The sequence below is a fragment of the Polaribacter reichenbachii genome, assembly GCF_001975665.1.
Classification (GTDB): domain Bacteria; phylum Bacteroidota; class Bacteroidia; order Flavobacteriales; family Flavobacteriaceae; genus Polaribacter; species Polaribacter reichenbachii.
The window spans coordinates 2,754,224-2,772,629 of sequence record NZ_CP019419.1; the positions used below are offsets into that span (position 1 = coordinate 2,754,224).

General features: G+C 28.5%; 21 protein-coding genes. 4 read left to right on the forward strand and 17 right to left on the reverse strand.

From position 1 onward, the window contains the following. Positions 1-129: 129 nt before the first annotated feature. The 12 genes from BW723_RS17760 to BW723_RS11625 form a co-directional block, all read right to left on the reverse strand. On the reverse strand, positions 130-270 hold the full coding sequence (locus BW723_RS17760) for a hypothetical protein (protein WP_157578338.1): 141 nt from the start codon (positions 268-270) through the stop codon (positions 130-132). Positions 271-288: 18 nt separating this feature from the next. Beyond that, on the reverse strand, positions 289-1,149 hold the full coding sequence (locus BW723_RS11575; protein ID WP_068364643.1) for a substrate-binding domain-containing protein: 861 nt from the start codon (positions 1,147-1,149) through the stop codon (positions 289-291). Then, positions 1,150-2,019, reverse strand: coding sequence for a nucleoside phosphorylase (locus BW723_RS11580; RefSeq protein ID WP_068364640.1), 870 nt, complete (start codon positions 2,017-2,019; stop codon positions 1,150-1,152). Continuing rightward, positions 2,020-2,964, reverse strand: a complete 945-nt coding sequence (locus BW723_RS11585) for a DUF1835 domain-containing protein (protein WP_068364638.1) — start codon at positions 2,962-2,964, stop codon at positions 2,020-2,022. A 52-nt stretch (positions 2,965-3,016) separates the two neighbouring features. Continuing rightward, entirely contained in the window at positions 3,017-3,340 is a 324-nt protein-coding gene (locus tag BW723_RS11590; protein ID WP_068364635.1) for a translation initiation factor, read from the reverse strand. Further along, entirely contained in the window at positions 3,340-4,287 is a 948-nt protein-coding gene (locus BW723_RS11595; protein WP_068364632.1) for an isopenicillin N synthase family dioxygenase, read from the reverse strand. The genes BW723_RS11590 and BW723_RS11595 overlap by 1 nt, the downstream gene beginning before the upstream one ends. Positions 4,288-4,414: 127 nt before the next feature. Then, positions 4,415-5,137 carry a DUF6048 family protein gene (locus BW723_RS11600; RefSeq protein ID WP_068364628.1) on the reverse strand — a complete coding sequence of 241 codons (723 nt, stop codon included), beginning with the start codon at positions 5,135-5,137 and terminating at the stop codon, positions 4,415-4,417. Next, on the reverse strand, positions 5,118-5,570 hold the full coding sequence (locus tag BW723_RS11605) for a DUF6452 family protein (protein ID WP_068364624.1): 453 nt from the start codon (positions 5,568-5,570) through the stop codon (positions 5,118-5,120). Before BW723_RS11605 ends, BW723_RS11600 begins: the two co-directional genes overlap by 20 nt. A 3-nt stretch (positions 5,571-5,573) precedes the next feature. Beyond that, positions 5,574-5,864, reverse strand: coding sequence for a 4a-hydroxytetrahydrobiopterin dehydratase (locus BW723_RS11610; protein WP_068364621.1), 291 nt, complete (start codon positions 5,862-5,864; stop codon positions 5,574-5,576). A 77-nt stretch (positions 5,865-5,941) separates the two neighbouring features. Beyond that, complete coding sequence (gene rlmD, locus BW723_RS11615; RefSeq protein ID WP_068364618.1) at positions 5,942-7,396, reverse strand: 23S rRNA (uracil(1939)-C(5))-methyltransferase RlmD; 1,455 nt, start codon at positions 7,394-7,396, stop codon at positions 5,942-5,944. A 102-nt stretch (positions 7,397-7,498) separates the two neighbouring features. Then, positions 7,499-8,194, reverse strand: a complete 696-nt coding sequence (locus tag BW723_RS11620; RefSeq protein ID WP_068364615.1) for a YiaD family glycine zipper/OmpA-like lipoprotein — start codon at positions 8,192-8,194, stop codon at positions 7,499-7,501. Between the two features lie 12 nt (positions 8,195-8,206). Beyond that, positions 8,207-8,683, reverse strand: a complete 477-nt coding sequence (locus BW723_RS11625; protein WP_068364612.1) for a lipocalin family protein — start codon at positions 8,681-8,683, stop codon at positions 8,207-8,209. Between the two features lie 336 nt (positions 8,684-9,019). On the opposite strand from BW723_RS11625, the gene rocD reads away from it, so the two are divergent. Together rocD and BW723_RS11635 are read left to right on the forward strand one after the other, a co-directional pair. Next, entirely contained in the window at positions 9,020-10,261 is a 1,242-nt protein-coding gene (rocD, locus tag BW723_RS11630; protein WP_068364609.1) for an ornithine--oxo-acid transaminase, read from the forward strand. A gap of 116 nt (positions 10,262-10,377) precedes the next feature. Then, positions 10,378-10,827, forward strand: a complete 450-nt coding sequence (locus BW723_RS11635) for a DUF5362 family protein (RefSeq protein ID WP_068364606.1) — start codon at positions 10,378-10,380, stop codon at positions 10,825-10,827. Position 10,828: 1 nt separating this feature from the next. On the opposite strand, the gene BW723_RS11640 is transcribed toward BW723_RS11635, so the two are convergent. The 5 genes from BW723_RS11640 to BW723_RS11660 form a co-directional block, all read right to left on the reverse strand. Next, a complete protein-coding gene (locus BW723_RS11640; RefSeq protein ID WP_068364603.1) occupies positions 10,829-11,251 on the reverse strand; it encodes a hypothetical protein in 423 nt (140 codons plus the stop codon). 18 nt (positions 11,252-11,269) lie between these two features. After that, positions 11,270-13,879, reverse strand: a complete 2,610-nt coding sequence (locus tag BW723_RS11645) for an AsmA-like C-terminal region-containing protein (RefSeq protein WP_068364600.1) — start codon at positions 13,877-13,879, stop codon at positions 11,270-11,272. A 163-nt stretch (positions 13,880-14,042) separates the two neighbouring features. Next, positions 14,043-14,357 (reverse strand): CCC motif membrane protein, encoded by a 315-nt coding sequence (locus BW723_RS11650; protein WP_068364597.1) that lies wholly within the window; start codon positions 14,355-14,357, stop codon positions 14,043-14,045. A gap of 6 nt (positions 14,358-14,363) precedes the next feature. Continuing rightward, positions 14,364-14,651, reverse strand: coding sequence for a DUF2752 domain-containing protein (locus tag BW723_RS11655; RefSeq protein ID WP_068364593.1), 288 nt, complete (start codon positions 14,649-14,651; stop codon positions 14,364-14,366). A gap of 15 nt (positions 14,652-14,666) precedes the next feature. Next, positions 14,667-14,978 carry a YbaB/EbfC family nucleoid-associated protein gene (locus BW723_RS11660; protein ID WP_068364591.1) on the reverse strand — a complete coding sequence of 104 codons (312 nt, stop codon included), beginning with the start codon at positions 14,976-14,978 and terminating at the stop codon, positions 14,667-14,669. A 141-nt stretch (positions 14,979-15,119) separates the two neighbouring features. Between BW723_RS11660 and BW723_RS11665 the strand changes: the two genes are divergently transcribed. Together BW723_RS11665 and BW723_RS11670 are read left to right on the forward strand one after the other, a co-directional pair. Beyond that, positions 15,120-17,219, forward strand: a complete 2,100-nt coding sequence (locus BW723_RS11665) for a S9 family peptidase (RefSeq protein WP_068364589.1) — start codon at positions 15,120-15,122, stop codon at positions 17,217-17,219. Positions 17,220-17,381: 162 nt separating this feature from the next. After that, the gene (locus BW723_RS11670) at positions 17,382-18,377 is read left to right on the forward strand and encodes a PLP-dependent cysteine synthase family protein (protein ID WP_068364587.1); all 996 of its coding nucleotides are present in this window, start codon (positions 17,382-17,384) and stop codon (positions 18,375-18,377) included. Positions 18,378-18,406: the final 29 nt, after the last annotated feature.

The window sequence follows — 18,406 nt, forward strand, 5'->3', positions numbered from 1 at the left end:
CTTATTAAAAAGTTTGTGAAAAGTTAATAAAACATTAAGAAATAATGTTTTATAGTGATTCTGTAAAAAAAATAAAATCCACTTAAAAAAGTGGATTTATTGAATTTGAAATTAAGAAACAAGAAGAGTTTAAGTTAAATCTGCTTGCTGTAATGTTGTTTGAGTTGTTGAATTTTGATCTGCTAAACCACAAGAGCTTGATGTACTTCTACAAGAAGAAAAACAAATAACTCCTAAAATACAAATTACAATAAATGCTGCTTTTTTCATTTTTTTTCTATTTTCGATTTAAATGTACATATTTTTTATGAAATCTCCCGAATTTTTCTTCTTTTCAATAACGTTAAACTTCACCATTTTATTTTGAATGCGTGTAATTAAGTTTTTTGTTATTGGTTTTCCAGGGTTCCATTCAGTTATCTTTAGCCACTCTCGAATATCTTCTAGTTGTTGTTCGTATCTTTTTGCTAGTGTTTTATCTATATCTTTAATTTGTTTAAAGTCATTAGTTTGGTTATTTATAATGTCTAAGACTTTTTTAACTTCATTAAAATTATTTTCTAAAATTTCATTTCTTACAGCTATAACAAAACATGGCCAAGGAGTTGGGCAATCATCAATTCTTCTAAAAGTACCGTTATCTACATAAGGTTTTGTTGTAAAATGTTCCCACATAAAATAATCAGCTTCACCATTTGTAAGTGCTTCTATACCGCCATCTAAATTTTTAATTACTTTAAATTTTAATTTAGAAACATCCCAACCTTGATTGTATGCATTTACAATGGCCATTAAATGTGAGCCAGAACCAAATCGACTAATCGCAATTGTGGCGTGTTCTAAATCTTCTATTTTTTTAAATGATGAATTTGCACCAACGTGAATACCCCAAACTAAGGGAGTTTTTACAAAAGTTTGTACAATTTTAGACGGATTGCCAGCAGCAATGTCTTTAATTATACCTTCTGTTAACACAATAGCAATATCTACAGAACCATCTCTTAAGGCTTTGCACATTTGCCCAGTGCCTCCATAAAAGTCTTGCCAACGTAAATTAATATTATGTTTATTGTATTCTTTATTTTTAAGTGTAATGTACCAAGGATAGTTGAAATGCTCAGGAACTCCACCTACTTTTAAGTTCGTCATTTAAGCTACTATTTTATCTAAGGTATATGTAATTAAATCGGCAACTACATTACCAGGGTTTTTACTAAAAGTACCATTGGCTCTATTTGCTATTATAGCATTTATAGAGCAAGCCTTATGGCCTAATAATTTTGATAAACCGTAAATAGCAGAAGTTTCCATTTCTAAATTGGTAATTCTATTATTTTTAAAATTAAAACTATCAATTTTATGGTTTAAATCATTGTCTTGTAATGCTAATCGTAAAATTCTTCCTTGAGGACCATAAAAACCCCCTGCAGTTGCAGTAATTCCTGTAAAAGTTTTATCAGAAGTTAACTTGCTTTCTAACTCTTTACTGTTTGATATTATTATAGGATATGCTTTTTTTGCACTCCAATTTGTATGCGCTACAAAAGCATTTTCTATTTCTGGATTAGAAATAGTATCTATTTGATAGGAGTGAAGCAATCCATTTAAATCGAGTCCGTGAGAACTAATTACAAAAGAATCTACAGGAATATCTACTTGTAAAGATCCAGAAGTACCAATTCTTACAATATTTAAAGAAGTTAGTTTTTCTTTAGGTTGTCTTGTTTCTAAATCGATATTAACCAAAGCATCTAATTCATTTAAAACAATATCTATATTATCTGGTCCAATACCAGTTGATATTACAGATATTCTTTGGTTTTTATAACGACCTGTTGTTGTTTTAAATTCTCTTTTTTGCGTAGTAAACTCAATAGAATCGAAGTGTTTCGTAATTTTATCAACTCGATCTTGGTCACCAACAAAAATTATATTTTTTGCAATATGTTCTTCTCTTAAATTAAGATGATAAATACTACCATCAGGATTTAAGATAAGTTCAGAAGGTTTTATAGGCATTTAAGATGTAATTTGTAACAGCTTATTAGATTGATTATGATATAAAAAACTGTATTTTTTAGAACCACCAAGATAAGAAATATCATTTCTTATTTGGCCATAATAATTAATTTGATTTTCTAAAACTTCTTTTCCTTTTTTACTTAACTTAACAGGATTAAAAGAATGGAAGAGTTTTCTTAAATCGTTAATTTTATTTTCGTATTGTAAATCGCCAAAACCATAAGCATCACCATCTTTTAAAAGCTGGCTAATTAATTCATTTTTAGAAGTTGGTTTTTTATTTAAGGCAGTTTCTAGAATAGTATTTTCAACTTTATTTAATCCGTTTGCAATAGAAGGGAAACGTAATAAATGTGCTTCTATAGCAGAAGTTAAATATTGAAAAGGAGACATTGGGTTAAATTTATATACGGTTTCTAAACGTAGAGGGGAGTCTGAACAGTATAATTGCCATATGTAATCGGCATATTCAATATCATCTTGGGTTAATTCCATTCTATTTTTAAAATGGCTTTGAATTTGTTTTTCGTTTAACTCTGGTAAAGCGTACATTCGTTTTGAGTTACCTACTTTGCCGCTGCAAACTAAAGAAATGTGGTGTCCTTTTCTGTAACGCTTTAACCAACTGATTACAGCAATCATATTAATTTGGCAAAACAAATCGTACTCGAACCATAAAACGATTTCTTTTTGTTGTTTTTCGTTACAAAGGTTTCTATATTCTTTAATGGTGTAATCTATAAACTTTTGTTTGCTTACTTTGTAAGAAGATTTAAAAAAATCATATCTATTTTTCCAAAAGGATTCGCTACCAACATCTATGGTAGTTTTACCTTCGCATAGCATCTCTCTCCAGGTAATAAATTCTCCTTTAAACTTTAATTTTTTTAGATAGTTCGTAGTACTATCACCATTTGTAATGTGTAATATTGAGCCCCCCATAATTGAAAAAAACGTTTATATATAGTTTAGTTAGTTGTCTGTTGATTAAAATTTACCCGCCTACGCGTTTTACTTTAAACCCTTTTTCTTTTAGCATTGTCATTATTTTATCTCTATAATCACCCTGAATAATGATTTTTTCATCTTTAAAACTACCTCCAACAGAAAGTTTTGTTTTAATTTCTTTTGCTAAAATTTTAAAATCTGAAGTTGCTCCAGTATAACCTTCTAATATTGTAATTGGTTTTCCTTTACGCTTTTCATATTTACATATTATAGGATCTTCTTGTAACCAAATATTTGATTTTTTTACTGCTGGTTCTTGAGTTTCTTTATGCTCAGGAAACAGGTTTTTTAATTGATCTTTTAAATCCATTATTTCTTTAATCCTAATTCTCTTAAACGTTCATCTAAAAACTCACCAGCTGTAATGTCATCGAATTTTTTAGGATTATTCTCATCAATACAATTTTCTAAAACATTTAGTTTCATATCTGAAACTGGATGCATAAAAAACGGAATAGAATAACGAGATGTACTCCACATTTCTTTTGGCGGATTTGTAACTCTATGAATTGTAGATTTTAATTTGTTATTACTATGTCTCGATAACATATCACCAACATTAATCATTAATTCATCGGGTTCAGCCATAGCATCAATCCAATCTCCATTATGGTTTTGAACTTGTAATCCTTTTCCTTGAGCACCCATCAATAAGGTAATCAAGTTTATATCTCCGTGTGCTGCTGCTCTTTCTGCTCCTTTTGGTTCTGTTTTTATTGGGGGGTAATGAATAGGTCTTAAAATGCTATTTCCATTTTTAATATAATCATCAAAATAAACCTCATCTAAACCTAAATGTAAAGCCAAAGAACGTAAAACATACTTCGCTGTTTTCTCTAACATCTTATAGGTTTCTTTACCAACTTCGTTAAATTTTGGTAATTCTTCTACATTTACATTATCTGGATATTCATTGGCATATTTAGAATCTTCATCTACATATTGTCCAAAATGCCAAAACTCTTTTAAATCGCCTTCTTTTTTACCTTTCGCAGATTCTTTACCAAAAGAAACATATCCTCTTTGACCTCCAATTCCTGGAATCTCATATTTTTCTTTTATTTCTGTAGGTAAATCAAAAAAGTTTTTAATTTCTTTATATAAATTATCTACTAAATTATCATCTAAAAAATGTCCTTTTAAGGCAACAAAACCTATGTTTTCATAGGCGTGTCCAATTTCATTGATAAATTTTTGTTTTCTATTTTTATCTTCGGATAAAAAATCGGCTAAATTTACACTAGGTATTTGATTCATTATTAATGAGCTATTTAACAAGCGGGTTTAAAGTTACAAAAAAAAGGTTTCGTTAATTCGTAAAAATATAAGAGCTATTTTAAATATTCAATTTTTTAATGTTAAAAAATTAAAGATTCCTAAATAATTATTTTTTTGAAAACGGAATTAAGTAAGATAAAGTATAATTAAAACCAAAACCTGTACCAGTTTCAAAAATTCTATTAAAACCTGGGGCATATAAAGTTTTAAAGTTTTCAGGCTCTTTTGCGCTGATTAATACTTTGTAAGAAAAACTTGCACCAAGGTAAAAATTTGTGAAAGTTTCAACTTTAAAACCAAACATAAATTCGGTCCAATGTGCATTTAAATTTGTAGTTGTATCTGTAGTAACTAGAGTTGCTGGGAAATATGGGACGCCATTATCTTCACCATTAACAACATTTGGTGTATAATGGTTTAAAGTTTGGTCGAAAATACTAAAACCATATCTAAAGCCCATAAAAACTTCGTTATTCATATCTAACCAATTTTCATAGGCATTATAATTTATACCTAATCTAATATAACTGCCTTTAGCTGTTGAATTTGTATATTCTTCTGCATTTGTTTCATCTTCAAAACCAAGTTCTGCAGCTATAAAAAGTCGTTTTGTTACTCTATAGTCTCCTACAATTTCGAAACCACTATTATAAGCACCATCTACAGATGCTTTTATAGGTTTACTAATGTCTACGCCCAATCGAATTCCGTATGGAGATTTATATACAATAGAATCTTTAGAAGTAGTGGCTTCGTCTAGTTCTTGTTCTTGAGAAAAAGCATCAACAACTATAAAAAGCAAGAAAATATTAATGAAATACTTGAACATGTGCTGTATTTTGATTGTCTATTGCTGTTTCTATTTGTGTAAAATCGGTTATCCAAGAATTATCTGTAGTAAAACTAACATTGTTAAATATTATTTTATAACCACAAGAACGAGAAACATATTCGTTTTCTGGAGTATAATCAATGGTAAATTGTTCAACTACATCTCCTTTAGATAAACTATAAATGGTTTGATTTGTATTTGTGTTTAGTGGAATTACCAAAGAATCTGTAGATATGTTTTCAAAAATACTATCTTTAGTACCAGACCATACATAAAGATCATCTGCTGTTTTTATGGTGCTTCTATCTGCATCATCATAAAAACGGAGAATTAATTTTGGTGTTACAGGATTCTTAATACAGAAATCGTCCTTTTCACAACCCGAAATTATAATGACCATTAAAAAAAGAAAACCAAATATTTTTCTCATATATTATTCTTCAACTTCTACGATTCTATTAATGGCTTTTGCCAATTTAAAATCTAATTCTGTTACGCCTCCTGCATCGTGTGTTGTTAGTAAAATGTCTAAAGTATTGTAAACATTTGTCCATTCTGGATGATGATTTAGTGCTTCGCATTCAAACGCAATTCTGTTCATAGCAGACATACAATCTTTAAAATTATCGAATTCAAAATCAGTATGCAATGCATTATCATAAAATTCCCAATCAGTTAGGTTTTCTATTTTGTTTTCAATTTCTGAGTTCGTAAGTTTTTTCATTTTTGGAGGTTTTATTTGTTGCTAAAATAGTTTCATTTTAAGAAATATGCCTAAAACTTCACAAATAATTAACTGATTTAACATTTCTCGAACAAAACAACAGTTTCTATATGTGCTGTATGAGGAAATTGATCTACCAAACTAATTTTTTTAATTACATAACCAGCTTCTCTTAATAATTCTGTGTCTCTTGCCTGTGTTGCAGGGTTACAAGAAACATACACCATTCTGTCTGCATTTAAATCAATTATTTTTTTCAAAGTTTTTGGCATAATTCCTGCTCTTGCAGGATCTAAAATTATTGTTTTTATTTTATTTTTATATTCTGGATGATGAGTTAAAAACTTACCAACATCAGCAGCATAAAATTTTAAACCTTCAATATTATTTCTCTTTGCGTTTTTCTTGGCATCTTCAATAGCAGATGCAACAATATCTACACCAACAATTTTTGCATTATCACTTTCTGATGCTATAATTTGCCCAATAGTTCCTGTACCACAAAATAAATCCATAACTACAGTATTGTCTACTTTAGATTTATCTTCTAAAACATAATCAACTACTTTTGAGTATAATTTTTCTGCGGATTTAGGGTTGGTTTGAAAAAAGCTTTTCATACTAATTTCAAAATTTAAGCCTAATAATTCTTCTACAATTTTGTCTTTTCCATAAACTAAATCAATACTTCCAGAAGTTGCAATAGTTCTATCGCCAACTTCATCATTTATAGTATGTAATAAACCAGCAACTCTATCACCAAAAAGGTTTACTAAAAAACTAGCAAATTTATTTAAATCGAACTTTGGTAAATCATAAGAAGTAGTTACTAAATTGAATAATAATTCATTAGTTTTAAACGATTTTCTTACTACAAAATACCTGAAAAAACCTTCTTTTTTGGGTCCGTGCCAAGGATCTAAACCAGTATCAAAACAATATTTTCTGATGTTTTTTAAATTGTCTTCAAATTCTTTATCAAATAAACCTGAATCTTTTTCTAGATTATCTCCCATCCACCAAACTCCACGTCTTTTAAAACCTAGGGTAAATTCGTCTTTATCTCTTTTGGCAACTCTATCATAACCAATTGCAGAAAAACCATATTCCATTTTATTTCTATAGTGAAATACATTTGGAGAAGTAATAAATTCATCAAACAAATCTTCGATATTTTCTACTTTACCAATTCTTTTAAAAAGAGATAATGTACTTTCTTTTTTATATTGATGTTGTAAATCAATAGGTAATTGAATATAAGGAGCTCCAGGAATATCTTGAAACGGAACTTCAATTTCATTTTCTGAAGGTGCTAAAACATCAATTAATTTAGCTTCAGCGTATTTTTTGCTCGATTTTTTTATCTGTGCTTTTACCAATTGTCCAGGCAAAGTATTAGGTACAAATACAACAAAACTACCTTCATCAGAATGGATTCTTGCAATTCCTTTTCCTCCAAAAGCGTAATCTTCAATTTTTAATTCTAAAATTTGATTTCTTTTTACAAATTTATTTCGTTCTCTACGTGGCATTTTCAATTATTTATAAGGTTGCAAAATTAGACAAAATATAATTTCTTTAAACAAAAAAAGACCACTCAAATGAGTAGTCTTCTTTATTAAATTTTATAACTATTATTGTTTTGCTTCTTGTTGTGCTTCTTTAATCATTTCTTCATTGGCTACAATAGCAAATTCAACACGTCTGTTTTTGCTTCTACCTTCTGCAGTTTCGTTGGTTGCAATAGGGTCATTTATACCCAAACCTTTTGTTTCGAAACGAGCATTATCTACCCCATTTGCAGCTAAATAATCTTTTACAGAATTCGCTCTTTTTTCTGATAACATTTGGTTGTATTCAACTCTACCTGTACTATCTGTATAACCATAAATTACAATATTTGTGTTTTCATAATTATTTAAAACAGGAACCAATTTATCTAAATTCCCTTTGGCAGTTGCTGTTAAAGTAGATTTATTAGTATCAAAACGAACAGCGTTTTCACCTAAAGTTAGCATAATACCTTCTCCAACTCTTTCTACTTCTGCACCAGGAATTGCTTCTTGAATTTCACGAGCTTGTTTATCCATTTTATTACCAATAACACCACCAGCAACACCACCAATAACTCCACCTAAAACTGCGCCTAATTCTGAGTTCTTCTTGTTACCAACGTTGTTACCAATTACTGCACCCAAAATGGCACCTGCAGCAGCCCCAATTCCAGCTCCTTTTTGAGTGTTATTTGCATTTTTTGTTGCTTCGCAAGAAGTTAATGTACTTGCAGCTATTACTAAAATCGCTAAACTATATATGATTGTTTTTTTCATTGTGTTTTTAATTTAATTTTTTTGAAAAGTATAAGTTATGCTTTTAATGCTGCCTGCAACATTAATTTTATCAACTAAATCGAAGCTAGTTTCTGTTACGTTATTAATAGTTAAAACAAAACCATTACTTACTTCTTTAGCTTTATAATCGTTAGTGAATTTTAGCACAAATTGCCCCTCTTTGTTTAAATACCAGGTAATAGGAGAACTATAATCGATACAAGCACTGCTTGAGTTATTTAGTTTCATATCTCCTTTATTATTATTCGAAATAAAATTCCAGTTGCTGTTTACAAAACATTTAGAATCTGCTAAGTAAAATGATTCTACTTTTATATAATCAGATCCAGGATAATTAACAGAAGTAATTGTCCAGTTTCCTTTTAAAATGCGTTCTGTTTTATTATCAACTTTAGTATTTACTACAGAAGTCGATTTACAACCAACTATTGTTGCTATAAATAATAGCACTATTAAGTGTTTTTTCATAAGTAAAATAATTTTAAATTATTATTAGTTTTTAAGGGGGTGCAAGTTATAATTTTTTAGACACATTATAATTTAAAGGGTCACTTAATATTCTTAAAATACTATTTATTTTAAAATTAAATATTTAAAGAATAAAATTTATTATTTTTGTAAAACTTCGGGGATGATTTCTTTCCCACGCTGAATTTTCGGTACTCACTGAAAGGATAAAGGTAGAACAGGAATGGTTATTTACTCGTTTATCGAGTTTAATTATTTATTAATTTATTTGAAAACTAAAAATAATGTTTTCGAATATGGTTTTAGTGATATACTAAAACATTAAACTATTTTAAAATGGCTGTTTTAGACAAATTAACATCGCAAGAAGCGATTGAATTAGAAAACAAGTATGGTGCTCACAACTATCATCCACTTCCTGTAGTTTTAAGTAGAGGAGAAGGCGTATATGTTTGGGATGCAGAAGGTAAAAAGTATTACGATTTTTTATCAGCTTATTCAGCTGTAAATCAAGGTCATTGTCATCAAAAGATTGTAGATGCTATGGTTAGTCAAGCAAAAACATTAACCTTAACTTCTCGTGCTTTTTACAATGATATGTTAGGTAAATACGAGAAATTCGCTACAGATTTATTTGGTTTCGACAAATTATTACCTATGAATACAGGTGCAGAAGCTGTAGAAACTGCTTTAAAGTTAGCCAGAAAATGGGCGTACGAAGTAAAAGGAATAGACGAAAACAAAGCAGAAATAATTGTTTGTGAAAATAATTTTCACGGAAGAACAACTACAATTATTTCATTTTCTAATGATCCTGTAGCTAAGAAAAATTTTGGTCCTTACACAAAAGGATTTATCAAAATAGAATACGATAATTTACAAGAATTACAAGAAGCTTTAGAAAATAACCCAAATGTGGCCGCTTTTTTAGTGGAGCCAATTCAGGGGGAGGCTGGTGTTTATGTACCTTCTGAAGGTTATTTAAAAGCAGCAAAGAAATTATGTGAAGATTATAACGTTTTATTTATTGCTGATGAAGTACAAACAGGAATTGCAAGAACTGGTAAAATGTTAGCAGTAGATCACGAAGATGTACAACCTGATGTTTTAATTTTAGGAAAAGCTTTAAGTGGAGGCGCTTATCCTGTTTCTGCTGTTTTGGCAAATGATACTATTATGAATGTAATTAAACCTGGTAATCACGGTTCTACTTTTGGTGGTAACCCTATTGCATCTGCTGTTGCAATTGCTGCTTTAAATGTTGTAGCTGATGAAAAATTAGCAGAAAATGCTAATAAATTAGGTGAAATTTTTAGAGCTGAATTAACAGAATTCTGTAAAAACAATCATTTAGTAGAATCTGTTAGAGGTAAAGGTTTATTGAACGCAATTTTAATAAACGATTCTGAAGATAGTTCTACAGCTTGGGATATTTGTATAAAATTAAGAGATAATGGTTTGTTAGCAAAACCAACTCACGGAAATATTATTCGTTTTGCGCCACCTTTGGTAATGAATGAAGAACAATTAAAAGATTGTATTAGCATTATTAAAAAAACGATTACTGAGTTTAACTAAGCGTTTTCTGTTAATACTAGAAAATACAGTAATAAATTACAGCCACAAAATCGCCAAAAAATATTTGGGATTTTGTGGCTTCTTTTTTCTATTTTTGAAGTAAAGAATAAAATATTATGCACAGTCCACTTACACAATTAGAGCAAATCGTTTTAACATCAGATTCTAAAAATTTTTTAAGAGAAATTTCTAAATGGACATTTTTCTTTTCTATTATTGGGTTTATAGGAATAGCTTTTTTAGTGATTGGTGCAATTCTATTAGGTACAATTTATGCACCAATGTTAGATATGGTTGGGCAACAACAAGGTGTTGCTTCTATAAGTTTAGGAGTAATGATTACCTATTTAGTTATGGCCTTATTGTATGTTATGCCTGTATTGTATTTATTTAAATTTTCTAGAAAAATGAAATTAGCTTTAGCAGATAAAAATGATGATATTTTAGCTGATGCTTTTCAGAATTTAAAATCGCACTATAAATTTATTGGAGTGTTAACAATTATAATGATTTCTTTATATGTGCTTTTAATAGGTTTTTCTTTGGTTGCTGGTTCTTTACTTTAAATTAATAAGTAGCTCTGTTTTTGCTTTTGTAGATTTTTATCCATCTAAAAAAACACCAAACATAAATACTTTCATATTCTTCTGATATTTCATTTTCTTTGAAGAAACCATCATAAGTAAAATTTACAAAAGGAGATAATTGCTCTAATTTTATCCAATAGATAAGGTTCATATTATTCCAGAAATTACGTTCGTAATTTACTGTAACATCATTAAAACCTTTGTCTTTTAAAATGCTAACAATTTCTCTTTGATTTTTTAGATAATCCTCTAAATCAAAAATATGAATTTGTATAGAATCTTGTTTTTTTACAAAAGTTTTGTTTGTTATTATTTGTAACCCTAAAGTGTTTTTGCCATAAAAGAAAAATGAACACAAATAAATTACAAACAATATTAAAACGATTCGTAATTTATTTTTCATACCTTAAAAGTACAACTTTTACTGCTTATTGTTTTTTGTAGTATCTGTTTTCTTTTTGCTAAAAAGATTACCTAAAACTCCTTTAATTTTATCAGTAGTATTTTCTTTTGTTTCTGTAGAATCCTTATCGTTTTTATTAATGTTTAATAAGCTATTTAATTTGTTTTTACCTTGATTTAGTAAACTTTGTTTTTGCTTTTCTACCAAATCATTTATTAAATTGGAAGTAGCATCTTTAATATTTGTAGAAAAATTAGGACTTGTAAAACTACCTGTTAAATTCGCTTTTACAGGCACACTTTTTACTTCTGCAGCGTCTTTAGGTGATAATTTTGCTAGTAAGCTAGTTACTTCTGAACCTAAATATTTTACAGGAACATCGAACATAATATTGTAATTTATAGATTGATCAAAACTATGATTACCAGAAATTTCTATACCAATGTCTTTATATTTTAACGGAATTGGTTTAACATTTACTGTTCCGTTTTCGAAGGATAAATAAGCATTTATTCCGTCTAAATTTAATTTGTCAGCATCTAAAAAAGAAACTTTATTACTTAATAAACTTAGTACTTTAGAGTTACTTGCATTTAGTTTTGGATCTAATAATTTACCAAATAAATCACCTGTTATGGTTTTTAAATTCGGAGTCATATCTTCATTTAAATTACCAGCAACTTTTATTGTTGAATTAAAATTACCCTGAATTGTATTTGCAATTGGAGCAATAGATTTTAGCATTTCTAAATTAGAGAAAGACTGAGCTACACTTAATTGGTTTAATTTTAAATCAATATCAAAAGTTGAGGTAGCTCCTTTTGTAGAGACATTACCATCAAAACCAATTTTACCGCCAAAAACATCAGTTTTTAAATTTTGAAGATTTACAGCTTCGTCTTTTACATAAATAGTACCAGAAACATTTTTTAAATTTATATCATCATAAACCACATTTTTAGCATTTGCTACAAATTTGCAATCTAAAAAAGCAGGAATTTTAAGTTGACTATTTTGTGTATTCGTTTCTTCTGTTGAAGTAGATTCTGTTAAGAAATCTGCAACTTTAAAGTTGTTAGAATTTAAATTGAAATTCCCTTTTAAAACTTCTTTGTTAAAAAGAAATCCGTAGAAATTATCCAAATTCCCCCTTACAGAAATATCAGAATTCCCAGTTTTTGCATCAAACTCGTTTAGTTTTATAGTATTGGTATTAAAACTTACTTCGGTTTTATTGATTATAAATGCGTTTGCAACATCATTTCCATCATATTTAAAGTTGTTTACACTAATTGTACCTGTATTTTTAATGTTTTTATACAAACCTTTTTCAACGGAATTCATATCGAAACTTGTAGAAACATCTGCATTTAAAATTCCAGCTAGATCTAAATCAGCAGGAGCAGGATAAACTTTACCAATGTTTTCTAAATTAATTTTTCCTTTTGCGCTTAAATTTACATTCGGATTTGTAGTTAAGTTTGCAATGCTACCATTGGTTGCAAAAACATCTTCATCAATCTTAAAAGTTAATTGATCTATATTTACATAAGTGTCTTTTGTTAAACCAGTTTTGTTAATGACTTTAGCATCAATATTTATATTTTTTACAGCTTTTGGTAAATCATCATATTTAAACATTGCATTTTTAGAAGAAAAAGAAATATTAAAAGCCGGTATTTTATCTTGAGACAAAATACCTTTTACAGTACCATTTAAATCGAAATTACCTTCAGTTTTTATCGCATTTAAATTACCTGAATATTGTTTTGGTAAAAGTGCTAATAAATTTTTAAATTCTGATGTTGGTGTTTTAAAATTGATGTCATATAGCTGGTTTTCATCAACTAATTGAATATAGCCATCAAAATTTAATGGTAATTGATTTATGTAACCTGTGTTTTCTTTAAAGGTGTATTTGCTATTTTTTAAATCAATTCCCAAAACAGCATCCAAAGAAATGGCTACATCGTGTAAATAGTTAGTATTTGCCATATCTAAAGACAGAATTGCTTCTGTTTTGGTGTCTAAATCTAAAACATCTTCTGCAAAATTTCCATTTCCTTGATGATTGATATTTTTTAATTGTAGCTTTAAATCAGAGCTTCTATCAATGTAATTAAACTCCATATTTTCTAATTCATATTCTTGAATATCAAAAGAAAAAGAATTGTTATTGGTTGTTGTAGATGTTTCTTCAGTTTCTATGGCAATATCATAATTACCTACATTTTGCTCATTAAAAATAATGTTTACTTGGCCATTTTTGGTTGCAATACTATTTAATTCTATGGTTTCATCTGCTTTTTTAAAGAGTTCAGTAATTTTCATACTAAAATCTAAACTTTCTGCTTTAAACAAAGTATCTCCTTTAAATTCAGCTTTATTTGCAACTACAATATCATTTACATTAATACTTGCTAGAGGAAAATTACGGAACAAACTTAAATCTGTTTCTTTAAAAGTTACTGTTGCATTTATATTATTGTTGATGGTATTAGAAACCATTTCTACAATTTTATCTTTAAATAAAAACGGAATAGAAAAAAGCCCAATTATTAAAACTAATAAGGTTATTAAACTCCATTTTAATATTCTTTTTTCTAAAGATTTTTTCTTTTTCTCCATTATAAACTGTAGTTATTTAATTCAATCACAAAGTTAGTTGAAATACAAAATCTTCTTTGTTTATATGATGTTAAATGTAACTCAAATACTAGTAAAAAAAATATCCAAATACTTTCAGTAAGAAAATATTTGGATATTATATATAGGTAGTAAAAATTTAATTTTACTGATATTCTTCCATTCTTTTATTAAACTCTTCCCAAAAAGCTTCTGTATCCATTGTCGCAAAACTATATACACTATAAATAAACCATAAACCATTAATAGCTAACGCAACTAGTGCAAATGTTCTTGCAGTTGACATTGCTTTTACTTCTTCAGCATCAAATTCTTCCGGATATTGCGTGGCTTCTTTAAATTTTTTATTAGCAATTAAAAAAGAAGGTAATGCTAAAAGGATTCCAAGCCCAAAAAAGCAACAGCACAAGAGACTTACAGATGATAATACATAGATTAGGGTAGTGTTTAATTTCTTCATTTGGTTTTAAAAATTGATTTTTATTAGATAATTAATTATCATAATTGATAAATTTAGGTACGCTAATCTACTAATTATTTTTTTTGAATGTTTAAACTTGAGTTTAAAATTTAATAAAATGAATAAAAATAAGCCAATAAGTGTATAAACTGCAGGGTACATTTTAAAAGCATCAATAAAATTACCATTTATTAATAATAAAAAAGATCTTTGAAAACCGCAGCCCAAGCATTCTAAACCAAAAAAGGTTTTGCTTAAACAGGGTAACATATAATCTTCTAAATTTAGGTGCATTTTATATTTAATTTATCACATTCCAGGTATGTTTGGCATTCCACTTTTAGCAGCAGAAGCCATTTCTGTTACGTTAATTTTAGAAGCCTTTTCAATGGCTTTATTTAAAGTGATAATTAAAAAATCTTCTAACTCTTCAGCATCAGTAAGTAAAGAATCATCAATTGCAATAGATTTAATGTTTCTATTAGCAGTTAAAGTTACTTTAATTTTACCATCCGCAGAAGTTTCATCAATTAAAACAGAATCTAACCTAACTTTGGTTTTTTCTACTTCTTCTTGCGCTTTTTTAAGTTTATCCATCATTCCTGATAAGTCTCCAAACATAATTTTTCTTTTTTTTCAGTTATTTAAAAACAAATTTACAAATTCGTAAAGAAATGTAATCGCTCAAAAACCAGAAAATAATAGTTTTAACTTTAATATTAAGTCTTACTTTTGCTTTCGCTTTTAAAAAATGATAAAATGATGAAAAGTTCAGATGCAAAACAGCCCATTGCAGAAAAACAACCCGTAAAATTAGAGAAACATAATGATGTAAGAATAGACAACTATTTTTGGATGCGTTTGTCTGACGAACAAAAATTATCGGAAGTTAAAGATGAACAAACTCAAAAAGTTATTGATTATTTAGAAGCAGAAAATACTTATTATGATAAAATAACTGACTTTTCTAAAACTTTTCAAGAAGAATTATTTGAAGAGATGAAAGGCAGAATTAAAGAAGACGATTCTTCTGTGCCTTATAAAAAGAACGGTTATTATTATATAACACGTTTTGAAATTGGGAGTCAATACCCAATTTATTCAAGAAAAAAAGGAGATTTAAATGCAGAAGAGCAAGTTATTTTTAATGTAAATGAATTTGCAAAAGGTTTCGATTATTATCAATTAGGTGGTTTAAATATTTCTTCGGATAATAAATTGGCTGTTTTTGCAACAGATACAGTAAGTAGAAGGCAATATTTTTTAAGAATTAAAAACCTAGAAACAGGTGAGATTTATAAAGATATTATAGATAATACAACAGGTGGTTCTGTTTGGGCAAATGATAATAAAACGTTTTTTTATACCAAAAAGAATCCTGTAACTTTAAGAAGCGAAAAGATTTTTAGACACGTTTTAGGCACACCAGCATCAGAAGATGTAGAGGTTTATCACGAAAAAGATGAAACTTTTGGTACTTATGTTACCAAATCTAAATCAGAAAAATACATTATAATTGGGTCTTATAGTACACTTTCTACAGAAGCTCAATATTTAGATGCAGATAATCCTACAGGAGCATTTACAATGCTACAAGAAAGAGAGCAAGATTTAGAGTATAATGTTGCACATTATAAAGACCACTTTTATTTATTAACCAATAAAGATAATGCTACCAATTTTAAGTTGATGAAAACTTCTGTTGATAAAACAACTAAAGAAAATTGGGTAGATGTAATTCCTCATAGAGAAGATACATTATTAGAAGATTTTTCAATTTTTAAAGATTATTTGGTGCTTGAAGAACGTACAAATGGCTTAAATAAAATTAGAATAAAACGTTGGGATGAAACCGAAGATTACTATTTGCCTTTTGATGAAGAAACATATGCTGCAAATGTATATGGTAATCCAGAATTTGATACAGATGTAATTCGTTATTCTTACAATTCTTTTACTACACCAAGTTCTGTAATCGATTTTAATATGGATGATAAATCTAAAGATATTAAAAAAGAACAAGAGGTTTTAGGAGGAAAGTTTGATAAAAACAACTACAAAAGCGAAAGAGTTTGGGCAACAGCAAGAGATGGAAAAAAAGTGGCCATTTCTTTGGTTTATCATAAAGATACAAAGCTCGATGAAAACACACCGCTTTTACAATATGCTTATGGTTCTTATGGTTATACAATTCCAGATAGTTTTTCTACAACACGTTTAAGTCTTTTAGATAGAGGTTTTGTCTATGCATTAGCACATATTAGAGGTAGTGAATATTTAGGCAGAAACTGGTATGATGATGGTAAAATGCTAAATAAGAAAAACACCTTCTACGATTTTATTGATTGCTCTAGATTTTTAATTGATCATAAATATACATCAGCCAAACATTTATATGCAATGGGTGGTTCTGCAGGTGGTTTGTTAATGGGAGCTATTGTAAATATGAATCCTGAATTGTATAATGGAATTATTGCAGCTGTACCTTTTGTTGATGTTATTTCTACAATGTTAGACGATTCTATACCTTTAACAACAGGTGAGTATGATGAATGGGGAAACCCAAATGAAAAGGAATTTTACGATTATATAAAATCGTATTCTCCTTACGATCAAGTTGAAGCTAAAGCCTATCCAAATATGTTAATAACAACTGGTTTTCACGATTCTCAAGTACAATATTGGGAACCTGCAAAATGGGTTGCAAAATTAAGAGAATTAAAAACAGACAATAATTTATTGATGTTGCATACTAATATGGAAGCAGGTCATGGAGGTGCATCTGGTAGGTTTGAAGCATTAAAAGAAACTGCAAAAGATTATACATTCTTTTTAGCTTTAGAAAACAAATTAAAAATATAATAAATTAAGCCTTAAAATCAATTTTATTATTCAATAAGGTTGCGTATTTTTGTGGCTTATTAAAAATTAAACATCGTTAAACGAAAACTAACAATTTGCAATTACTAATAATTTTGTTTTTCGTTAAAACTCTAAAGATGTTTTACTTTTTAAAATGTTAAAATGACTAGAAATCAAGGAATTAGCAATACTATTTTAGATCTGGTAGGGGAAACACCTATGGTAAAACTCCAAAGAGTTACAAAAAAATTAAAAGGTAGATATTACGCTAAATTAGAGGCATTTAATCCTGGATTATCCCAAAAAGACAGAATAGCGCTTCACATCGTAGAAAATGCAGAAAAAAAAGGAATATTAAAAAAAGGAGCAACAATTGTAGAGACAACTTCTGGTAATACAGGGTATAGTTTAGCAATGATTGGTTTGGTAAAAGGCTATAAATGTATTTTAGCAGTATCAGATAAATCATCTCAAGATAAAATAGATTTGCTTCAAACAATGGGTGCAGAGGTACATGTTTGTCCTGCTAATGTTCCTGCAGCAGACCCAAGATCTTATTACGAAGTTGCAAAAAGCATTCACAAAAAAACACCAAACTCTGTATATATTAATCAGTATTTTAATGAATTAAATATCGATGCACATTACAGAACAACTGGTCCAGAAATTTGGGAACAAACCAAAGGTAAAATAACGCATTTAATTGTAGCTAGTGGTACAGGAGGTACAATATCAGGTACAGGTAAATATTTAAAAGAGCAAAACCCTAATGTTAAAGTTTTAGGTGTAGATGCAATTGGTTCAGTTTTAAAGAAATATCATGAAACAGGTCAATTAGATTTAAATGAAGTTGCGCCTTATAAAATAGAAGGTTTGGGTAAGAATTTAATTCCTACTGCTACCAATTTTGATGTAATAGATATTTACGAAAAAGTAAGTGATAAAGAAGCAGCTTTTGCAGCAAGAGAAATTACAAATAAAGAAGGTATTTTTTGTGGTTACACTTGTGGAGCAGTTTTACAAGCTGCTAGGCAATACGAAAAACAAGATTATTTTAATGAAGATAGTGTTGTAGTTTTAATTTTTCCAGATCATGGTTCTAGATATATGAACAAAATTTACAATGATTCTTGGATGAAAGAACAAGGATTTATATAAAAACATAGATTTTCTTAACAATTTGATAA